We start from the raw sequence: 17,592 nt of genomic DNA on the forward strand, positions 1-17,592 counted from the left end.
TACACACGGTTTCTTACTTTCCACTTTTTATGTGTTTCTTTTGGAAATCCGCGATATTTTGGTATTCATCCTTTAACATACGAGAGATACGAATGAAGATCGGCGACAATTCACTGTAGATCTCAACATTCTCATGTATGGGAATATGGCGGTGTGATCCCCCAACCATGTTTGAAACAACATCTAATGAGTCTATCTCACCAATTCCATACAAACCAAGAATAGCTGCACCTAAACAAGAGCTTTCAATGCTTTCTGGAACGGAAACTTCTTGGTTAAAGATATCTGCCATCATTTGACGCCATAATCCGGATCGGGCAAATCCTCCTGTAGCGTGGATTTTATCAGGTTTACCAATTAATTCTGCTAATGCCAGCTGAACTGTATACAGATTAAAGATAACTCCCTCTAAAAGAGCACGGATCATATGCTCTCGTTTATGGTGTAAGCTGAGGCCAAAGTATGATCCTCGTGCATTCGAATCCCATAATGGCGCTCTCTCACCCGCAAGATAAGGGTGGAATATAAGTCCATCAGAACCAGGATTCACTTTAGACGCAAGTTCGGTTAATAATTCATAAGAATCGATTCCAAGGCGTTTTGCTGCCTCCATTTCAGATGAACCTAGCTGATCACGTGCCCATCTGAAAATCATTCCGCCATTATTAACCGCACCGCCAATCACCCAAAGGTTTTCCGTTAATGCATAGCAAAAAATTCTGCCTTTTGGATCAGTTACAGGTTTATCAGTCACAGCCCTAATTGCACCGCTTGTCCCAATCGTAACAGCAACAACACCCGGCTTAATTGCATCTACGCCAAGATTGGATAATACACCGTCACTTGCGCCTACTACAAATGGTGTATTCTTCATTATTCCCAATTCAGTCGCAAATACTTCAGCTAATCCTGATAAACGATACGTAGTTGGAACCAGTTCTGAAAGTTTGTCTCGAGTAACTCCTGCTATTTCAAGTGCGCCTTTATCCCAATCAAGTTCTTTGAGGTTAAATAAACCAGTGGCAGAAGCAATCGAATAGTCAATGACGTATCGGCCAAACAGCTTATAAAATACATATTCCTTTATTGATATAAATTTATACGCACTTGCCGCAAGTTCTGGATATTCGTGTTTAATCCAAGTTAATTTAGCTAACGGGGACATTGGGTGAATCGGAGTACCAGTCCGTAAATAAAGGCTATGTCCATCCATTTCTTCAGCGATTTTCTTCGCCCACTCCGAACTCCTGTTATCTGCCCACGTTATACATTGAGTTAAAGGACGTCCATTCTGGTCTACAGCAATTAGGCTATGCATAGCTGAACTGAATGAAATACATAAAAGATCTTCAGGAGGGATTTTTCCCTTTTTCAGCGTCTCTTTTATCGATTCAATTACAGCTATAAAAATCAGATCTGGATCCTGTTCTGCTGTTTCAGGAGTGGGAGAGTATAATGGGTACTCCACGCTATGAGTTGAGATAATTCGGCCCACTTTTGTAAACAGTACCGACTTCGTACTAGTCGTGCCTATATCTACACCAATTACATACTTTGTATTCATCATTTACCCTCCCTGTACCCTCGACAGGGCATCAAAAAGTCACCCATTTAACCAGGTTATTTTTTTACTACACTGTGGCCGCCAAATTCATTGCGTAATGCCGAGACTACTTTACCTGAAAACGTATCATCTTCTAATGAACGGTAACGCATCATAAGAGACATCGCTATAACTGGTGTTGCCACTTGTAAATCTAATGCAGTTTCTAGTGTCCATTTTCCTTCACCAGAGGAATGCATGATTCCTTTTAGCTCGTCTAAATGGGCATCCTTTGAAAACGCATTTTCGGTTAATTCCATTAACCATGAACGAATTACCGAACCATTATTCCAAACGCGGGCAACTTTTTCATAGTCAAAGTCGAAATCACTTTTATCAAGGACTTCAAATCCTTCAGCAATAGATTGCATCATCCCGTATTCCACACCATTATGAACCATCTTTAGAAAATGACCGCTGCCGCTTTTACCAGCGTATAGGTATCCATTTTCAACCGAAATATCTTGGAATAATTGTTCTACCGCTGCGAAAGCATCTGGATTACCGCCAATCATCGTACAAGCACCATTTCTAGCACCTGCCATTCCGCCGCTTGTGCCTACATCTAAGAAATGAATGCCTGTTTCAGCCAATTCATCCGCGCGGCGAATTGAGTCCTTATAATTTGAATTTCCTCCATCAATCACAATATCACCCTGTGAAAGCAAGCCTTTTAACTCCGTTAACACGGATTCAGTGATTTCACCGGCTGGAACCATCATCCAAATTACGCGTGGTGATTCTAATCCAGCAATTAGTTCTTTTATTGAAGCTGCTCCAATACCGCCCGCTTCTTTCACTTTATTCACATTATTTACATCTACATCAAATGCTGCTACTTCATGTTTATGAGAAAGTATATTTTGAGCAAGATTGTAGCCCATCTTCCCAAGACCTATTAATCCAATTTTCATTATTATTGACTCCTCTTATGAAATATTTTTTCATGACTTTTTTATTATATGAAATATTTTTTAAAATTTAAACCTTTAAGTAGTTATTTTATTATAATTCTTATATGCTATACTTTTGAAAAAGAAAAAATTTGGGAGATGGCTTACAATATGTCAACTAGTTGTTTACAAACCATCCGTTCTAATTATGCCCGTTTAAGTGATAAAGAAAAAATAATTGCAAAATATATTATTAACCATCCTCAGACCATCATTCACAGCACAATCAATGAAGTGGCTGAAAAACTGAATGTAGCCGATGCGACGGTGTTTCGATTTTGTAAGCGGGTAGGCTTTAAAGGTTATCAAGCGATGAAAATCGCGCTGGCTTCGGAGATCATGACACCCGCTCAGCAAATACTCGAGGACATCAGTGAAGATGATAATGAACGATTGGTTGCAGAAAAAATCTTCAAATCGAATATTAAGACCCTTGAATATACCTTGCAGGTTTTAGACGAAACTTCCCTTACTAAAGCTGTCCAATTATTACTTCATGCATCGCGCATTCATTTTTATGGCACAGGAGGTTCAGCCGTTATTGCTATGGATGCCTATCATAAATTTATCCGAACTGGCATTCAATCCTTCGCTTTCATTGATTCTCATTTCCAGCTCATGTCCGCCTCCCAGCTGACTGGTGATGATACTGCCGTCATTATTTCTCATTCAGGCACAAACAAAGATACGTTAAATATACTCGATACAGCTAATGAAAATGGTGCCCGCACGATTGCCATTACTAGCTACCCTAAGTCTTATTTAAGTACTCATGCCGACGTTACGCTGCTGACAAGTTCAGAAGAAACTGAATACCGCTCAGAAGCACTCGCATCAAGAATTGGTCAGCTGAGTTTAATTGATGCCCTCTATGCAAATGTGATGATGAGAAATAAAAAGGATTCCGAAGCAGCACTACAGAAAATCCGTTCGACTATTTCAGAGACTAGAATGGAATAAGCGCAATAAAAAGAGAAGAAGTCACAATGACGCCTTCTCTTTTTATTGCGCTTATTTTTTTCTTTTATTTAGACCTAACATGATTGCAAGGATCAGTCATGGATGTTTTTTACGGTTGAATCCTCCCCTGGCATTCCTCCTGGGCGCTGCCCTTCACCAGACTGACCCCCGCCTTCCATTTCTGGTCCTTTTCCTTGTACGGATTCAGCTTCGTCTTGTGAAACACCTTCATACTGGCAGGGTCCCAGCCTTTCTGCATACCGCTTGCATGGGTCATTTTTGCTGAAATACAGGGTTAATCCAGTTACTGACTGAATAAGTAAAAAGACCAGTGCTTCGATGCCGATCGAAAAATGAATTTTCTGAACCATTTTCATGAATATTCACATTCCTCATCTTATGAGGCTAGTATGAATTATCTTCTTCTTTAATTTTCCCTTAATTCATTGATTTTTCATTGGAAGGGTAACTTCAAAACTGGTGACTAGACCTGGTTCGCTCTTAACCTTAATCGTACCAAGATGAATATCAACAATCCATTTCGCAATCGATAGGCCAAGTCCGGCTCCTTCATTAGCATTTCGGGAAGTATCTATCTGATAAAAGCGATTAAAAATCTTCTGTATTTCCTGTTCAGGAATGCCTCTTCCATTATCCTCTACTTTCAGAATGACGGATGAAGCCGTTTTTGAACATGAAAGAGTGATTATTCCCCCATCACTAGTAAACTTCATAGCATTATCTACTAAAATAACTAGAAGCTGATGAATCCTTTCTTGATCGCCCACAAATAAAATATCTTTTTCGGTTGTCTTATTTTTTATTTTCTTTCCTTGGTATTCAGCAATATCCTCATATTGCAGAACAATATCGTCTACTTCCTCATTCAGAAAAAATTGAGTCTTGTTCAATTCAATTTGATTGGAGTCAGATCGAGCCAACGTCAATAAACTATTGACTAGCTTATTCAGGCGTCTTACCTCGTTTGAAATAATCGAGATATCAACAGCTTTTTCTTCAACCGTTGCACTTGGGCTTTGAAAAAGCAGTTCTGTTTTCGCTTGGATAACAGCAAGCGGCGTCCGAATCTCATGTGAAGCATCTGATACAAATCTTTGTTGATTGTCCCAGGTTTTCTTGATTGGAACCAATGCGCGGCCGGCAAGAAAATACCCTGCACCTATCGCGACTAAGCTGCCGATCCCGCTGCCGACAAGCAGGATGAGCATCAACCGGTTCAGCAGCGCTTTTTCAGAATCTACATTACGAATAAATTGAATCGTAATTTCCCCATAGCTCGTCTGTAGCTTGGTTGCCATTGAACGAAAATTGGCATCGCCTGCTTTAACTTCTTCTACCGAATTAAAAACAGTTGGATATAATTCTTTTTCTTTACCCTGCAAAGGATTATTTTCATTCATGACTGGTTCAATAATCTGCTGATCAGGTCCCCAGATAATACTGCTCGGTTCTGGGCCAATGAGAAATCTCCCTTGAGGATTTTTCCCCTTCATCGGCCAGTCTTCTTCCATTATTTTCATGAGAGAGCCATTTACTTCTCGATATATTTGCGTCTCGGTGTACCAATAAACAGCTCTGCTAAGGATAGCTAATAAAATAATAAAAACAATTGAATTTAATAATGTTAACTGCCATCTCGTTTTTTGGAACATATTATTCCCCTTCTGAAGTCTTCAGCATATATCCGATTCCTCGAACTGTTTGAATATCTTTTTGATAATGAAAGGGCTCCAGCTTTTTTCGTAAATGATGAATAAATACCTCTACGATTGCAATCGTCGTATCTGAATCAAATCCCCATATTCGATCAAAGATTTGTTCACGGGTTAAGATTTTTCCTTTGTTCTGAATCAAGTATTCCAGCAGTTCATATTGTTTAAGTGTAAATTTAACAGGCTGCCCATCCACGATCATTCCTTTTTCTTTACTGAGCAATTCCATCCCTCGGTATTTAGTACGAATATCCATGGAAAGAATACCACTCCGGCGCAATAAAGCACGAATCCGCGCTTTTAGCTCAGGAGCTTGAAAAGGCTTGACCAAATAATCGTCCCCGCCCATCTCGAGACCTTTTACCCGGTCCTCCAGTGCATCCTTGGCCGTCAAAAATAAAATATTTGTATCTAGTTTCTCAGCTCTCAACTTTTGAACGATTTCAAAACCATCCATTCCAGGCAGCATCACATCAAGTACCACACAATCGTAAATATTCTGCTGAGCCATAAATAATCCGTCGTCACCATTATCCGTTGTATCTACTTCATACTCATCTGAAAGAATTTGTTTAATCGATTCCAGCAAAAATAAGTTATCTTCTACTACCAGCACCTTCATACTCGGAACTCCTTTTAGCTTCATTTTATTCTACCCATAAATCAAAAGAAAGCCGTACCACATACGGGCCGGCCATCCGTGAACGTAACCAGCTCATCATCCTCTTCTTCAGAAGAAGCGGCATTAGTTGTTCCAGAACCGCTGATTTCTACCTTTAGATCACCTTTTTCTAACGCAGGTAAATCATCCTAATAATCTTATTCTCTCTGTAAAACCTTAACTTTTCCTTAAGGAATCGATTTAGAATAAACTAAACTTTTCTGTCCAATATAAAAATTTAAATATAAATATACTTTTCTGAATTTACAATTAATTAACATATCTATATAATGGGGAAAGGAAATATTTTGAAAAAGGAGACCGCTACACGAAGAAAAAAAGGAGGAGATTAATTTGGTTAGAAATGGGTCACTAGCTAAAAAGAAAGCGGAAGATTCGACCGATTACACACGAATAGCAAATTCACCATCCTTTCAAGAACTGCTTAAGAAAAAGTACGCTTTCATCATTCCTATGTCGATCTTTTTTATGGTTTTTTACTTTACTCTGCCTGTTTTAACATCCTACACAACCTTTTTGAACAAGCCTGCAATTGGTTCCATCAGTTGGGCCTGGCTCTTTGCTTCTGCTCAATTCATCATGACGTGGTCGCTTTGCATGATTTATTCCAAGCGTGCTGCTAAATTCGATGTAATGGTAGAGAAGATTATTCAGGAAAACAAAGTCTGATTGGGGGAAGTTAGTCATGAATATGTTAGCATTCACACTATTTCTAATTATTGTGGGTATCACACTGGTAATCACCTTTATTGCTTCCCGACGCACAAAAACCACAAGTGATTTTTATACAGCTGACAGCAGCCTGACCGGCTGGCAGAATGGATTGGCCATCGCAGGCGATTATATGTCCGCAGCCTCTTTTTTAGGTATCGCTGGAATGGTAGCGCTTTCAGGTTTTGATGGTTTCTTTTATAGCATTGGCTTTCTGGTAGCCTATCTAGTTGTTCTTTATGTCGTTGCAGAGCCGCTGCGAAACTTAGGAAAATATACAATGGCGGATATGATTGCTGCTCGATTTAATGAAAAGAAAGTACGCGGAGTTGCTGCCCTAAACACCATTACCATCTCCATATTCTATATGATTGCCCAACTTGTTGGAGCAGGCGCACTTATTAAACTTTTACTTGGTATTGAATACGTGTATTCGGTTATTATCGTAGGCATTCTGATGACTGTGTATGTAGTATTCGGCGGCATGATGGCCACAAGCTGGGTGCAGATCATTAAGGCCGTTCTCTTAATGGGCGGTACCTTTGTTATCTCTCTCATCGTTCTTGCTAAATTTGACTACAGTGTCTTCGAAATGTTTAAACAAATGAAAACAGCCACACCTTTAGGTGAAAATTTCCTAAATCCCGGTAATAAATTTAAGAACCCTATTGATACAATTTCTCTTAACCTAGCTCTTGTTCTTGGGACAGCTGGACTGCCTCATATCCTCATCCGTTTCTTTACGGTAAAGGATGCCATCACCGCAAGGAAGTCGGTTGTCTATGCTACTTGGATTATCGGTATCTTCTATGTAATGACCATCTTCCTTGGCTTTGGAGCCGCAGCATTCGTTGGATATGACACAATTGTTGAAGCAAACGTTGCTGGAAATATGGCGGCACCACTGCTTGCAGAAGCCCTTGGCGGAGACTTCCTTTTTGCCTTTATCTCAGCTGTAGCCTTTGCGACCATTTTAGCCGTTGTTGCCGGGCTCGTACTCTCTGCAGCATCCGCCTTTGCACATGATTTTTACAGTCATATCCTTAGAAAAGGACAAGCTACCGATAAGGAACAAGTGGTTGCAGCTCGTTGGGCATCCATTGGCGTTTCAATCCTATCTATTATCCTAGCTCTGTTTGCCCAAAAAATGAACGTAGCTTTCCTAGTTTCCCTTGCGTTTGCCGTTGCTGCGAGCGCCAACTTGCCTATTATCCTTTTCACCGTTTTCTGGAAACGTTTCAATACAACCGGAGCTGTCACAGGCATGCTTGTCGGCTTACTTACCTCACTGCTGCTGGTCTTCTTAAGTCCAAATGTCTGGTCTCCTGAAGGCGCAGCTATCCTAACTGGAGAACCACTATTTCCATATGAAAACCCTGGTATTTTCTCTATTCCAATTGGTTTTCTTGCTGCTATTGCCGGCACATTATTATCAAGTAAAAAGGCGGACCAAAAGAAATTTGATGAAATTCTCGTTAAAGCCAATACAGGATATAAAGGGCCTTCCGCATAACCAAGGAAAGACCGAAGCTGCAGTGCAGCTTCGGTCTTTTTTTAGTAGTGGATGTAATGTACTAGCTTAGTTTTTGACTTGCTTTGATTTTTTAATTAATTGGTTGATTACCTCTGAAAAGAGAAGACCCATGGCGATTGCTCCCGAAAGCATAAAAGCACGAGCAGCAAGCTGAAGTGCCATGTTATAGTCATTTTCCACAAAATTTCTCATAGCGTCATAGGATAATCCGCCAGGTACAAGCGGGATAATGCCTGCCACACTGAAAATAATAACGGGTGTTTTGTAGTATCTGGCAAAAAATTGGCTGATGATTGCAACCAACAATGTTGCTGCAAGGGTTGCCATAATACTGCTGACATTACTGCTGTATAGCAGGTAATATAAAAACCAGCCAGCCATTCCTACAAAGCCGCACTTGACCAAGGATTCCTTAGGAGCACTAAAAATAATTCCAAAGGCCGCCGATGCTATGAAGCTGGTAATAAGCTGTTCAATCATCTGCTATTCCCGCCATTCTAAAAAATAATAAATGTTGCTGCAATACCTATGCCAATCGCAAAGGCAGTTAAAAAGGCTTCCGCACCTTTTGCCACACCAGCCATAAGGTGACCAGCAATTAAATCTCTAACCGCATTCGTAATTAAAAGGCCTGGTACAAGCGGCATAACTGAGCCAATAATTATCTTATCAACTTCCAATCCTATTCCTGTTCGCACAGTCAAGATTGCGACTACTCCAATAATAAAAGACGAAAGAAATTCAGCAAAGAATTTCATTTCCAGCAGCTTATGCAGATAAATTAATGCAGAGAAGCCTAACCCTCCTGCTAAACAGGCTAACAAGAAATCGTTCCACTGTCCTTGAAACATGATTAAAAAACAACCGCTGGAAATGAAGGCTGAAAAGATCTGCAGCCAGATCGGGTAAGTATGACCAGCACGCTCAATTTCTTTTAAAGAAGTGAGTGCTTCTTTTGCTGACAATTCCCCTGCAGAAATCTGCCGAGATATGCCGTTGACGAGAGTAACCTTATTGAGGTCAGTAGATCGCTCAGATATCCGGACTAACTTTGTCGGATTCTCTCCCTCCATTGAGAAAATGAGTGCTGTAGGTGTTGCATAGCAGTGTGAAGTGGATATTCCATATGCTGCTGAAATGCGACTCATCGTATCTTCAACTCGGTACGTTTCAGCACCGCCCTGGAGCATAATTTTCCCTGCGAGTAAACTAACCTCAATAATTTCATAGGTAATAGCAGGTTTCATTTTTTCTTTCCCTTCTTAAAACACAATTCATGTGATCCAAATAATGTTACCATCGTATCGAACATTCTTGCGATTAGCAAAGCCTTTATATAAAAACGGCTATCAAATGATAACCGTTTTACTCGTTCATCTATTAATCTTTTATAAACTCATCAACCAGATGATTGAATTGGTCACTTTCCTCCCAGAATGGACAATGACAACTATTTTCGAAAATTTCTAATCTTGCATTTGGAATCTGTTCAAGCAGATGCTCTCCTGCAGCAACCGGAATTACTTTTTCTTCTCTGCCAAAACAGAGCAATGTGGGCACTGTAATGTGAGGAAGAAATCCCCGATAATCAACAACAGACTGATCAAATAGAATGGCGCTTGCAATCGATTCCGGCATCTTAGTCGCCTCATCTAACATCCATTTTGCATCAACAGCCGGCAGCTTCTCTTTAAACATGGAAGCAAGAAACCCCTCTAAAAATGCCGATCGATTGGTTTGAATTTCAGTCATAAATGTCGTTAGACTCTCTATATTAAAAGCACCTATATCAAAACCAGGGTATTTGAAATCTGATGCTAATTCATCAACAATAACCGTTGAGTGAATATTTTCTCCTCCGAATTGTTTGAGATAATCCCAAACAACAAATGCTCCCATCGACCAGCCGACGAGTACTACATCCTTCAAGTTTAATTTTCCTATTAAAGTATGCAAATCTTTGGCATAGGAAGCTACCGTGTGGCCGGCATGAACCTCTGTGGAGCGTCCATGTCCTCTAAAATCTACTGTAAGACAACGGTAGTTTTCCGAAAAATAAGGAACTTGTTTAGCAAAAAAGCGACTGCTCATCCAAACACCGTGAAGAAATATGACCGGTCTTCCCTGCCCCTTTTCTTCATAATAGACTTCGACACCTTCCTCAATCGGTAAAAAAGCCATACAAACCCCTCCACATACTTATTTTTATTCCCCAATCTTCTCTTATCTCTTCGTTACATACAGTGAGTTTTCCTTTCATATAGCGTTAATTTGCATTAATTTCACTGTAGGCTGTAGTCAAATGGAAATAATAACATTTTACCGACATAGCAATCTTCTATAAAAATGATTTCTAATCATTGTTCAAACCGTTATAATATAATTTCGTAGGTTTTACTTTTTTCAGCCTTATTTATAGAAAGAAAGGGTTGTAGCAGCTTGAAACATATATTTAAAAATTATCGATCTTCACTGGTCTTATTAACCGCCATACTCATTGGTGGAATTGCTGGGGTTATTTGGGGACCTAAAACAGCAATTGTACAACCGCTCGGGGACTTATTTCTTAATCTAATGTTCATGATTATTGTCCCATTGGTCTTTTTCAGTATTACATCCGCAATAGCCAGCATGAACGAAATGGCTAGACTTGGAAAAATACTAGGCAGCATCTTGCTTGTTTTTCTAGGGACCGCCCTGATTTCAGCGGTTATCGGTTTCTTAGGAACGATAGTCATTAATCCGTTAGAGAATACTGATACCACTGCTATTCAAGAATTAATGAAGGATGGCGATCCAGAGGCAGCTGTTGAAGAGGTTACGATACTCGGTCAGCTGGTTAAGACGTTTACCGTTTCAGATTTCTCAGAGTTATTCTCGAAAAGTAATATGCTTCAACTAATTGTCTTTTCCATCATATTTGGACTTTCTGCTGCTTTAGCCGGTGAAAAGGCTAAGCCGGTCACCGCCTTCCTATCGGCTGGTACGGCTGTGATGATGAAGATGGTTAAGATCATTATGTACTATGCTCCAATCGGTCTTGGTTGTTATTTCGCAGCCATTATTGGCCAGCTTGGACCACAGATTCTTGAAGGGTACGCACGTGCTTTTGCTTTATATCTTGTTCTTTCCCTGATTTATTACTTCGGCTTCTTTACACTTTATGCATTCATTGCTGGAGGCAAAGAAGGCGTAAAGATTTACTGGAAAAACGTCCTGCCGCCTTCCGTTACGGCAGTCGCTACCTGCTCAAGTGCAGCAAGTATTCCTGTGAACTTGGAATATGTCCGTAAGATGGGGGTACCAAAGGATATTGCCGAAACGGTTATCCCGCTGGGCGCTAACCTTCATAAAGATGGTTCCGTGTTTGGCGGCGTTTTAAAGATTGTTTTCCTATTCACCCTATTCGGTAAGGAAATGACTAGCATGACTAGCATTTTAAGTATTCTTGGTGTTTCCTTCCTGGTTGGCGCAGTAATGGGTGCAATTCCTGGGGGAGGCATGATCGGTGAAATGTTGATCCTGACCGTTTTCGGATTCCCAATCGAAGCTCTTCCAATCATTGCTGTCATCTCCACCATTATAGATGCACCGGCCACTTTACTTAATTCTACAGGTAATACTGTTAGTGCTATGATGGTTACTCGTCTTGTTGAAGGAAAAGACTGGCTGAAAAAAACATTAAAAACCGAAAAAAAACTTGCGTAAGTTCCAAACTCTCATTCTACTTGTAGAATGAGAGTTTTTATTTAAAAAAAGTAGAGGAAGACTAGCGATGAATAGCGAATACACTAGGAGAGGGTTAAGAGGAGGGTTATCAATGAAAAAGTGGCTGCCTGCTTGCATACTTATTATGGGTTTACTTTATATATTTCTGATTCCTAACGAACCGTTGTTTGTGAAAATCACCTTTAAGATAATCCCCATGTTATTAATGATTCTATATGCATACCAATTAAAACAAGATTTTTCTAAGTACCAAATCTTGATTTTAGTTGGATTATTTTTTTGTATGCTTGGCGATGGTTTACTCATTTGGTTCATCGTTGGATTATCCGCCTTTTTAATCGGACATCTATTCTATATCGCGGCCTTCCTTCAACGTTTTACGTTTTCTTGGCTGCGAGCCCTAACCATTCTTCCTATAGCCGTTTACTCCCTTATAATCGGCACCCAGGTTGTGCAGGCACTCAATCAGAACGACCAATCGAATTTGATGATTCCAGTTATCTGTTATATTCTAGTGATTTCAATTATGGGCTGGACTGCTATTATGACTGGAAATAGGTCTGCAGTCGTCGGCGGCCTGCTATTTGTGGCATCCGACTCTATTCTTTCATGGAATATGTTTGTCTCAGATGTTACCTATTCCCACCCGTTGATTATGCTCACCTACTATGGAGGTCAATTTTTCATAGCTAACAGTATAAGCACTCGTTTAGATGTTGTTAAGAACCCCATACAAAAAGGACTGACACCTTAACGAGTCAGTCCTTTTTGTATTCTGAATATTTTTTCTTTACTAAACTTTACTAACTTCAACCGTCAATTACTACTGTCTCTTAGAATAAGCGATGTTGAAATGAAGATTTTCTTAGTGATTTTTCGTCCTGCTATTCTTTCAAGTAAGGTATCAACAGCCGTTTCACCCATTATTTCGGTGTAGACCTTAATCGTACTTAGGGGCGGGTAGACATATTTTGATACGCTTATATCATTTACCCCGATGATACTCACCCGATCCGGCACCGCTACACCTGCTTCATGAAGTGCACGGAGCGCTCCCATGGCAAGCAAATCGTTGCCGGTAAAAAAAGCTGTCGGCAGTTTCTCTCCGTAGTCACGGATGGCTTGCTTCATTAATGAGTAGCCGTCATCCACGGTGAAACTACCAATATACAGACTGCTTTCATCAAGTAACTTTTTTGCCGCCATGTATGCCTTGAATGTCTTTTCTCTTGGATCTTCGATACTGGTTTTATGATCTCTATATGTTTCTCGTCCGCCGATATAGCCGATTTTTTTATGTCCTCTTGTTAGAAAATGATCCAAAGCCTTTTGGGTTGCCTTCTCGAAATCTATGACAATTGAATCGAATCGCTCATCATCCGGGCTTGAGTCCACAAAGGTAATCTTGTCAGTTAGTTGGGTTAGTTCCGTCACTTGTTCGAGACTAAACTTTCCAATGGCAATAATTCCTTGTACATCTGCCTGCTTAATTTCCTCAAGATTATAATGAAAAAATTTTACGACTTGAAGACCCATCTGCTGACTATACTTTTCTACAGCAAGTCTGATTGACATATAGTATAAATCATTTAGTTCCTCCGCCTCTGAATACCAATGAATGAGAGCAATTTTTGGCGTAATCGCTTTTCGAGATGGACGCTTTTTATAGTCTAATTCCTCGGCAGTTTCGAAGATTTTTTTTTTCGTTTCGTCTCCAACCGATAATGTTGTATCATAGTTCAGTACCCTGGAAACCGTTGCAATGGATACTCCGGCTTTCTCTGCTATATCCTTAATTGTGGCCATGTGTTATCCTTTCTTATCTTCGTTCTTGGTTAAAAGTTGAATGAATTTACGGAACCCCAGACGACCCTCTTTATCACGCTTAAACACCCCTGCATCTTCAAGTGTTTGCAGAAACTTTTTACCTACTTCTTCTTTCAGAATTTCATCAACTGTCTCTCGTGAAATCTGATTCCGATACGTTCCTTTAACCTGCTCTGCCCATTCACGATGATAGTCTTCAATGTGTTGATTTTCATCTAGTAAATAATTCCCCACAGCACGAAGTTCTTCATCCAGTCTTGCAGGTAATACCGCAAGGCCCATCACTTCTATTAAGCCGATATTTTCTTTTTTTATATGATGAACTTCCGCATGAGGATGAAATATACCCATGGGATGTTCTTCACTCGTTCGATTATTCCGAAGCACTAAGTCCAGTTCAAACTGGCCATTTCGGTTTCTCGCAATTGGTGTAATGGCGTTATGTCTGTTCCCGGAAGTCTCCGCATAAATTTCAAGCTCCGGATCGCTGTACTGTTTCCATGCCTGCAAAATAAGTTCTGCCGCTTGAATCAGCTCTTTTTTTTCACTGCTCCTTATACGGATAACAGACATCGGCCATCTTAATAGGGTACACTCCATGTTTGGAAATGCAGACCAAGTAAAAGCGAACTCTTCTTCTGCTTTAGCCATAGCAAACTCATAACGACCGCCCTGATAATGATCATGCGTTAAAATCGACCCGCCCACAATTGGGATATCACTATTTGAACCGATGAAATAATGAGGAAATTGTTCAACAAATACTAACAGCCGTTCAAATGTATCTCTGCTGATTTTCATGTCTCGATGCTCTTCACATAATAAAATACAATGCTCATTATAGTACACGTATGGAGAATATTGCAGATACCATGTTTCCTCTGGTACATCTACTTTAATCAAGCGATGATTAGACCGCGCAGGATGCCCTATTCGTCCTGGATATCCTTCATTCTCTATGCATAATAAACAGGTTGGATAGGTAGTTTCTGATTTCCCCTTTTTTCTTTCCAGTGCAATTTGACGTGGATCCTTTTCAGGCTTAGAAAGGTTAATTGTAATATCCATTTCACCGTATTCAGTTGAAACTTGATACTGAATGTTCTTCGCAATTCGTTTGGTTTGAATATAATTATTGTTTTGGCTGAAACGATAAAAATAATCTGTAGCCTCCTTGGGGCTTTTACGATAGTTCTGGTAGAAGGTATCATTAACTTGTGAAGGCATCGGCAACATCGTATTCATGAGTTTACTTGCAAATATTTCACGCTCATCAACGTACTCTTCGATGATTCCTTCTGCACACGCATAATCAACTATCTTTTCAAGAAGATCTGGAAGATCCTCATCACTATCTGCCTTGAGAGAGGGTTCCATCTGCTTAATTTGCAGCAGCCCCATCATCTGATTTCGTACATATATTTCATCATCTGCGTTCAACAGTTGAATCTTAATTGCTTTATTTATTAGCAGTTGAACCAATTGTATCCCTATCAATTTCTACACCTCAGCTTTCATACCCCTCTTGGTGATGTTGATGCCAATTCCAGGCATCTTGAATGATTTGCTCAATAGATGGCTTTTTGGGCCTCCAGCCTAGAATATTCCTTGCTCGTTCTGAAGAAGCAATTAATGTACTCGGATCACCTGCACGGCGTGAACCAATCTCTACTTTAATCGGTAAACCTGTAATCTGTTCAGCCGACTCAATAATCTCTTTGACCGAAAATCCTTGGCTGCTGCCAAGGTTAATGATCTTGCTTTCTCCGCCATCTTGTAAATAACGCAGCGCTAGAATATGAGCATCTATTAAGTCCTCAACATGTACATAGTCCCTAATACATGTACCATCTGATGTATCGTAATCATCACCAAAGATAATAATTTTTTCCCGTTTGCCCTGAGCAGTTTGTAAAACCAAAGGAATTAGATGACTCTCTGGATGATGATCTTCACCAATTTCACCGGTAGATCTCGCACCTGCTACGTTAAAATAACGCAGTGCTACATAATTGATTCCATTGGCTTTTTCTGCCCATTTCATCATTTTTTCCATAGCCAGTTTTGTTTCCCCGTAAGGACTCGTCGGCTCCGTTTTCATGTCCTCTGTTATTGGAACTTGCTCCGGCTCTCCATAAGTTGCGGCCGTTGACGAAAAGACGATTTTTTTCACATTAAATTCGGCTAACATTTCGAGAATAACCTGGGTACCAAATACATTGTTATCGTAATAGGCAAGCGGCTGCTCCACTGACTCCCCGACTAGAGAATTTGCTGCAAAATGCATGGCCGCTTCAATGGTTTCACTTTGAAAAACAGACCGAAGAAAATCACGATTACGGATATCACCTTGATAGAAAACCGCTTCAGGATGAATCGCTTGTTTGTGACCGGTCTGTAAATTATCAATCACAATCACCTTAAATCCTTGATCAATCAATTGATAAACAGCATGTGACCCAATATATCCTGCACCACCAAAAACAACGATACTCATACAATCACCTCTTCCAAGTCTAGTAGTTCTTTTGCGCCGTCCCCAACATTAACCTCATAAAAAGAAGCATGATAACCCATTCCTTCGTTATATACCTTCCCAACAGATTCAATGATCGCTGGAATTTTCTTTTTCTCTACAAGTGCAATAGCACAGCCTCCAAAGCCCGCACCCGTCATCCTTGCCCCTAGAACTCCATCTTGTTTCTGTGCCGCAGCAACAAGGAGGTCTAACTCTTTTCCTGTAACCTCATAATCTTCTTTCAGTGAAGTATGCGATTCGTCCATTAATCTTCCAAACTCAATTAAGTTTCCTTGATTTAAGGCGGACATTGCCTGCAGTGTCCTGTTGTTTTCATAGACCGCGTGACGAGCTCTTTTCCGAATAGTCTCATCTTTAATTGTGTCTTTATATTGTTCATATTGTTCTAGATTCAAAGAGCATAACTCATTAATGTCTATTGATTTCCGAAGTTCTTTAAGTGCTGCCTCACATTCACTTCTTCGCTCGTTATATTTGGATTCAGCTAACTCTCGTCTTTTATTAGTATTCATAATTAAAATGCCATGGTCAATCAATTCAATCGGTGCGTATTCATAGTCGAGCGTTTCACAGTTTAATAAAACAGCTGCATTTTTTTTACCCATCCCAACTGCAAATTGATCCATAATTCCACTATTAACCCCGATAAACTCATTTTCCACACGTTGACCAAGTTTCACTAGTTCAATTCGATCGATCGTATGCGAAAAGAGCTTCTCAAGTAAAACCCCCGTAACCATTTCAATAGATGCAGATGAAGATAATCCAGCTCCATTCGGAATAGTACCAAAATAAAGGACGTCAAGTCCATGTTCGATTTCATATCCGGCTGCTTTTAAATATCGAATGACCCCCTTGGGATAGTTCGCCCATTGATGCCGATGATTAAAATCTAATTCCTCGATGTCGAACTCAATAACTCCCGCTTCTTCGAAATTCAGCGAGTACATTCTAATTTTAGTATCCTTCCGCTTTGCAGCGATTGCGTAAGTCCCTTTGGTAATCGCACAAGGAAAAACATATCCGCCGTTATAATCCGTATGTTCACCAATTAAGTTAATCCGTCCTGGTGCAAAAAACAATCTATGCTGATCATGTCCAAATACTTCTGTAAACTTATCAACTAACACCTTACTTTTCATAAATTCCCTCCTAATAATCATGTACCGCACGTTTATCGCTCTTTCAGGAAAGCGCCTTCATTATTAGTATAATACAGTTAACACACTAGTCAATAATTTTAGTAAAAATTAAGTAATGTTTTACTAAACAAAAAAAGACGTGAACAGCAAAAAGAATTTTGCTGTTCACGTCTTTAATG

At 40.0% G+C, this 17,592-nt stretch carries 17 protein-coding genes; 5 read left to right on the forward strand and 12 right to left on the reverse strand.

Translation table 11 applies throughout. From position 1 onward, the window contains the following. Positions 1-13 precede the first annotated feature (13 nt). Together gntK and gnd are read right to left on the reverse strand one after the other, a co-directional pair. Positions 14-1,567 carry a gluconokinase gene (gene gntK / locus MHI18_RS11080; protein ID WP_340847400.1) on the reverse strand — a complete coding sequence of 518 codons (1,554 nt, stop codon included), beginning with the start codon at positions 1,565-1,567 and terminating at the stop codon, positions 14-16. A gap of 53 nt (positions 1,568-1,620) precedes the next feature. Next, positions 1,621-2,517, reverse strand: coding sequence for a phosphogluconate dehydrogenase (NAD(+)-dependent, decarboxylating) (gene gnd, locus MHI18_RS11085; RefSeq protein ID WP_340847401.1), 897 nt, complete (start codon positions 2,515-2,517; stop codon positions 1,621-1,623). Between the two features lie 150 nt (positions 2,518-2,667). Between gnd and MHI18_RS11090 the strand changes: the two genes are divergently transcribed. After that, positions 2,668-3,516, forward strand: a complete 849-nt coding sequence (locus MHI18_RS11090) for a MurR/RpiR family transcriptional regulator (RefSeq protein WP_340847402.1) — start codon at positions 2,668-2,670, stop codon at positions 3,514-3,516. Between the two features lie 92 nt (positions 3,517-3,608). Here the strand turns inward: MHI18_RS11090 and MHI18_RS11095 are convergent, their stop codons facing one another. The 3 genes from MHI18_RS11095 to MHI18_RS11105 form a co-directional block, all read right to left on the reverse strand. Continuing rightward, positions 3,609-3,893 carry a hypothetical protein gene (locus MHI18_RS11095; protein ID WP_340847403.1) on the reverse strand — a complete coding sequence of 95 codons (285 nt, stop codon included), beginning with the start codon at positions 3,891-3,893 and terminating at the stop codon, positions 3,609-3,611. A gap of 66 nt (positions 3,894-3,959) precedes the next feature. After that, a complete protein-coding gene (locus tag MHI18_RS11100; RefSeq protein ID WP_340847404.1) occupies positions 3,960-5,189 on the reverse strand; it encodes a sensor histidine kinase in 1,230 nt (409 codons plus the stop codon). 1 nt (position 5,190) lies between these two features. After that, positions 5,191-5,871, reverse strand: coding sequence for a response regulator transcription factor (locus tag MHI18_RS11105; protein ID WP_340847405.1), 681 nt, complete (start codon positions 5,869-5,871; stop codon positions 5,191-5,193). A gap of 393 nt (positions 5,872-6,264) precedes the next feature. Between MHI18_RS11105 and MHI18_RS11110 the strand changes: the two genes are divergently transcribed. Continuing rightward, entirely contained in the window at positions 6,265-6,600 is a 336-nt protein-coding gene (locus tag MHI18_RS11110) for a DUF485 domain-containing protein (RefSeq protein WP_340847406.1), read from the forward strand. A gap of 16 nt (positions 6,601-6,616) precedes the next feature. Further along, positions 6,617-8,155 (forward strand): solute symporter family protein, encoded by a 1,539-nt coding sequence (locus MHI18_RS11115; RefSeq protein WP_340847407.1) that lies wholly within the window; start codon positions 6,617-6,619, stop codon positions 8,153-8,155. A gap of 66 nt (positions 8,156-8,221) precedes the next feature. On the opposite strand, the gene MHI18_RS11120 is transcribed toward MHI18_RS11115, so the two are convergent. The 3 genes from MHI18_RS11120 to MHI18_RS11130 form a co-directional block, all read right to left on the reverse strand. Next, positions 8,222-8,656, reverse strand: a complete 435-nt coding sequence (locus MHI18_RS11120; protein WP_340847408.1) for a threonine/serine exporter family protein — start codon at positions 8,654-8,656, stop codon at positions 8,222-8,224. Positions 8,657-8,673: 17 nt separating this feature from the next. Then, positions 8,674-9,423 (reverse strand): threonine/serine exporter family protein, encoded by a 750-nt coding sequence (locus MHI18_RS11125; protein ID WP_340847409.1) that lies wholly within the window; start codon positions 9,421-9,423, stop codon positions 8,674-8,676. A gap of 133 nt (positions 9,424-9,556) precedes the next feature. Continuing rightward, positions 9,557-10,357, reverse strand: a complete 801-nt coding sequence (locus MHI18_RS11130) for an alpha/beta fold hydrolase (protein WP_340847410.1) — start codon at positions 10,355-10,357, stop codon at positions 9,557-9,559. Positions 10,358-10,615: 258 nt separating this feature from the next. Between MHI18_RS11130 and MHI18_RS11135 the strand changes: the two genes are divergently transcribed. Both MHI18_RS11135 and MHI18_RS11140 read left to right on the forward strand, forming a co-directional pair. Next, on the forward strand, positions 10,616-11,884 hold the full coding sequence (locus MHI18_RS11135) for a dicarboxylate/amino acid:cation symporter (protein ID WP_340847411.1): 1,269 nt from the start codon (positions 10,616-10,618) through the stop codon (positions 11,882-11,884). Between the two features lie 112 nt (positions 11,885-11,996). Continuing rightward, complete coding sequence (locus MHI18_RS11140; protein WP_340847412.1) at positions 11,997-12,659, forward strand: lysoplasmalogenase; 663 nt, start codon at positions 11,997-11,999, stop codon at positions 12,657-12,659. A gap of 62 nt (positions 12,660-12,721) precedes the next feature. Here the strand turns inward: MHI18_RS11140 and MHI18_RS11145 are convergent, their stop codons facing one another. From MHI18_RS11145 to MHI18_RS11160, 4 genes are read right to left on the reverse strand one after another with little or no spacing between them, the layout of a single operon-like run. Then, a complete protein-coding gene (locus MHI18_RS11145) occupies positions 12,722-13,711 on the reverse strand; it encodes a LacI family DNA-binding transcriptional regulator (protein ID WP_340847413.1) in 990 nt (329 codons plus the stop codon). Between the two features lie 3 nt (positions 13,712-13,714). Further along, on the reverse strand, positions 13,715-15,220 hold the full coding sequence (galT, locus tag MHI18_RS11150) for a UDP-glucose--hexose-1-phosphate uridylyltransferase (RefSeq protein ID WP_445669990.1): 1,506 nt from the start codon (positions 15,218-15,220) through the stop codon (positions 13,715-13,717). A 19-nt stretch (positions 15,221-15,239) separates the two neighbouring features. Then, positions 15,240-16,229 carry a UDP-glucose 4-epimerase GalE gene (galE, locus tag MHI18_RS11155; RefSeq protein ID WP_340847414.1) on the reverse strand — a complete coding sequence of 330 codons (990 nt, stop codon included), beginning with the start codon at positions 16,227-16,229 and terminating at the stop codon, positions 15,240-15,242. Beyond that, complete coding sequence (locus MHI18_RS11160) at positions 16,226-17,413, reverse strand: galactokinase (protein ID WP_340847415.1); 1,188 nt, start codon at positions 17,411-17,413, stop codon at positions 16,226-16,228. The genes galE and MHI18_RS11160 overlap by 4 nt, the downstream gene beginning before the upstream one ends. Between the last annotated feature and the right edge of the window lie 179 nt (positions 17,414-17,592).

Source organism: Peribacillus sp. FSL H8-0477, assembly GCF_038002765.1.
Taxonomy (GTDB): Bacteria; Bacillota; Bacilli; order Bacillales; family DSM-1321; genus Peribacillus.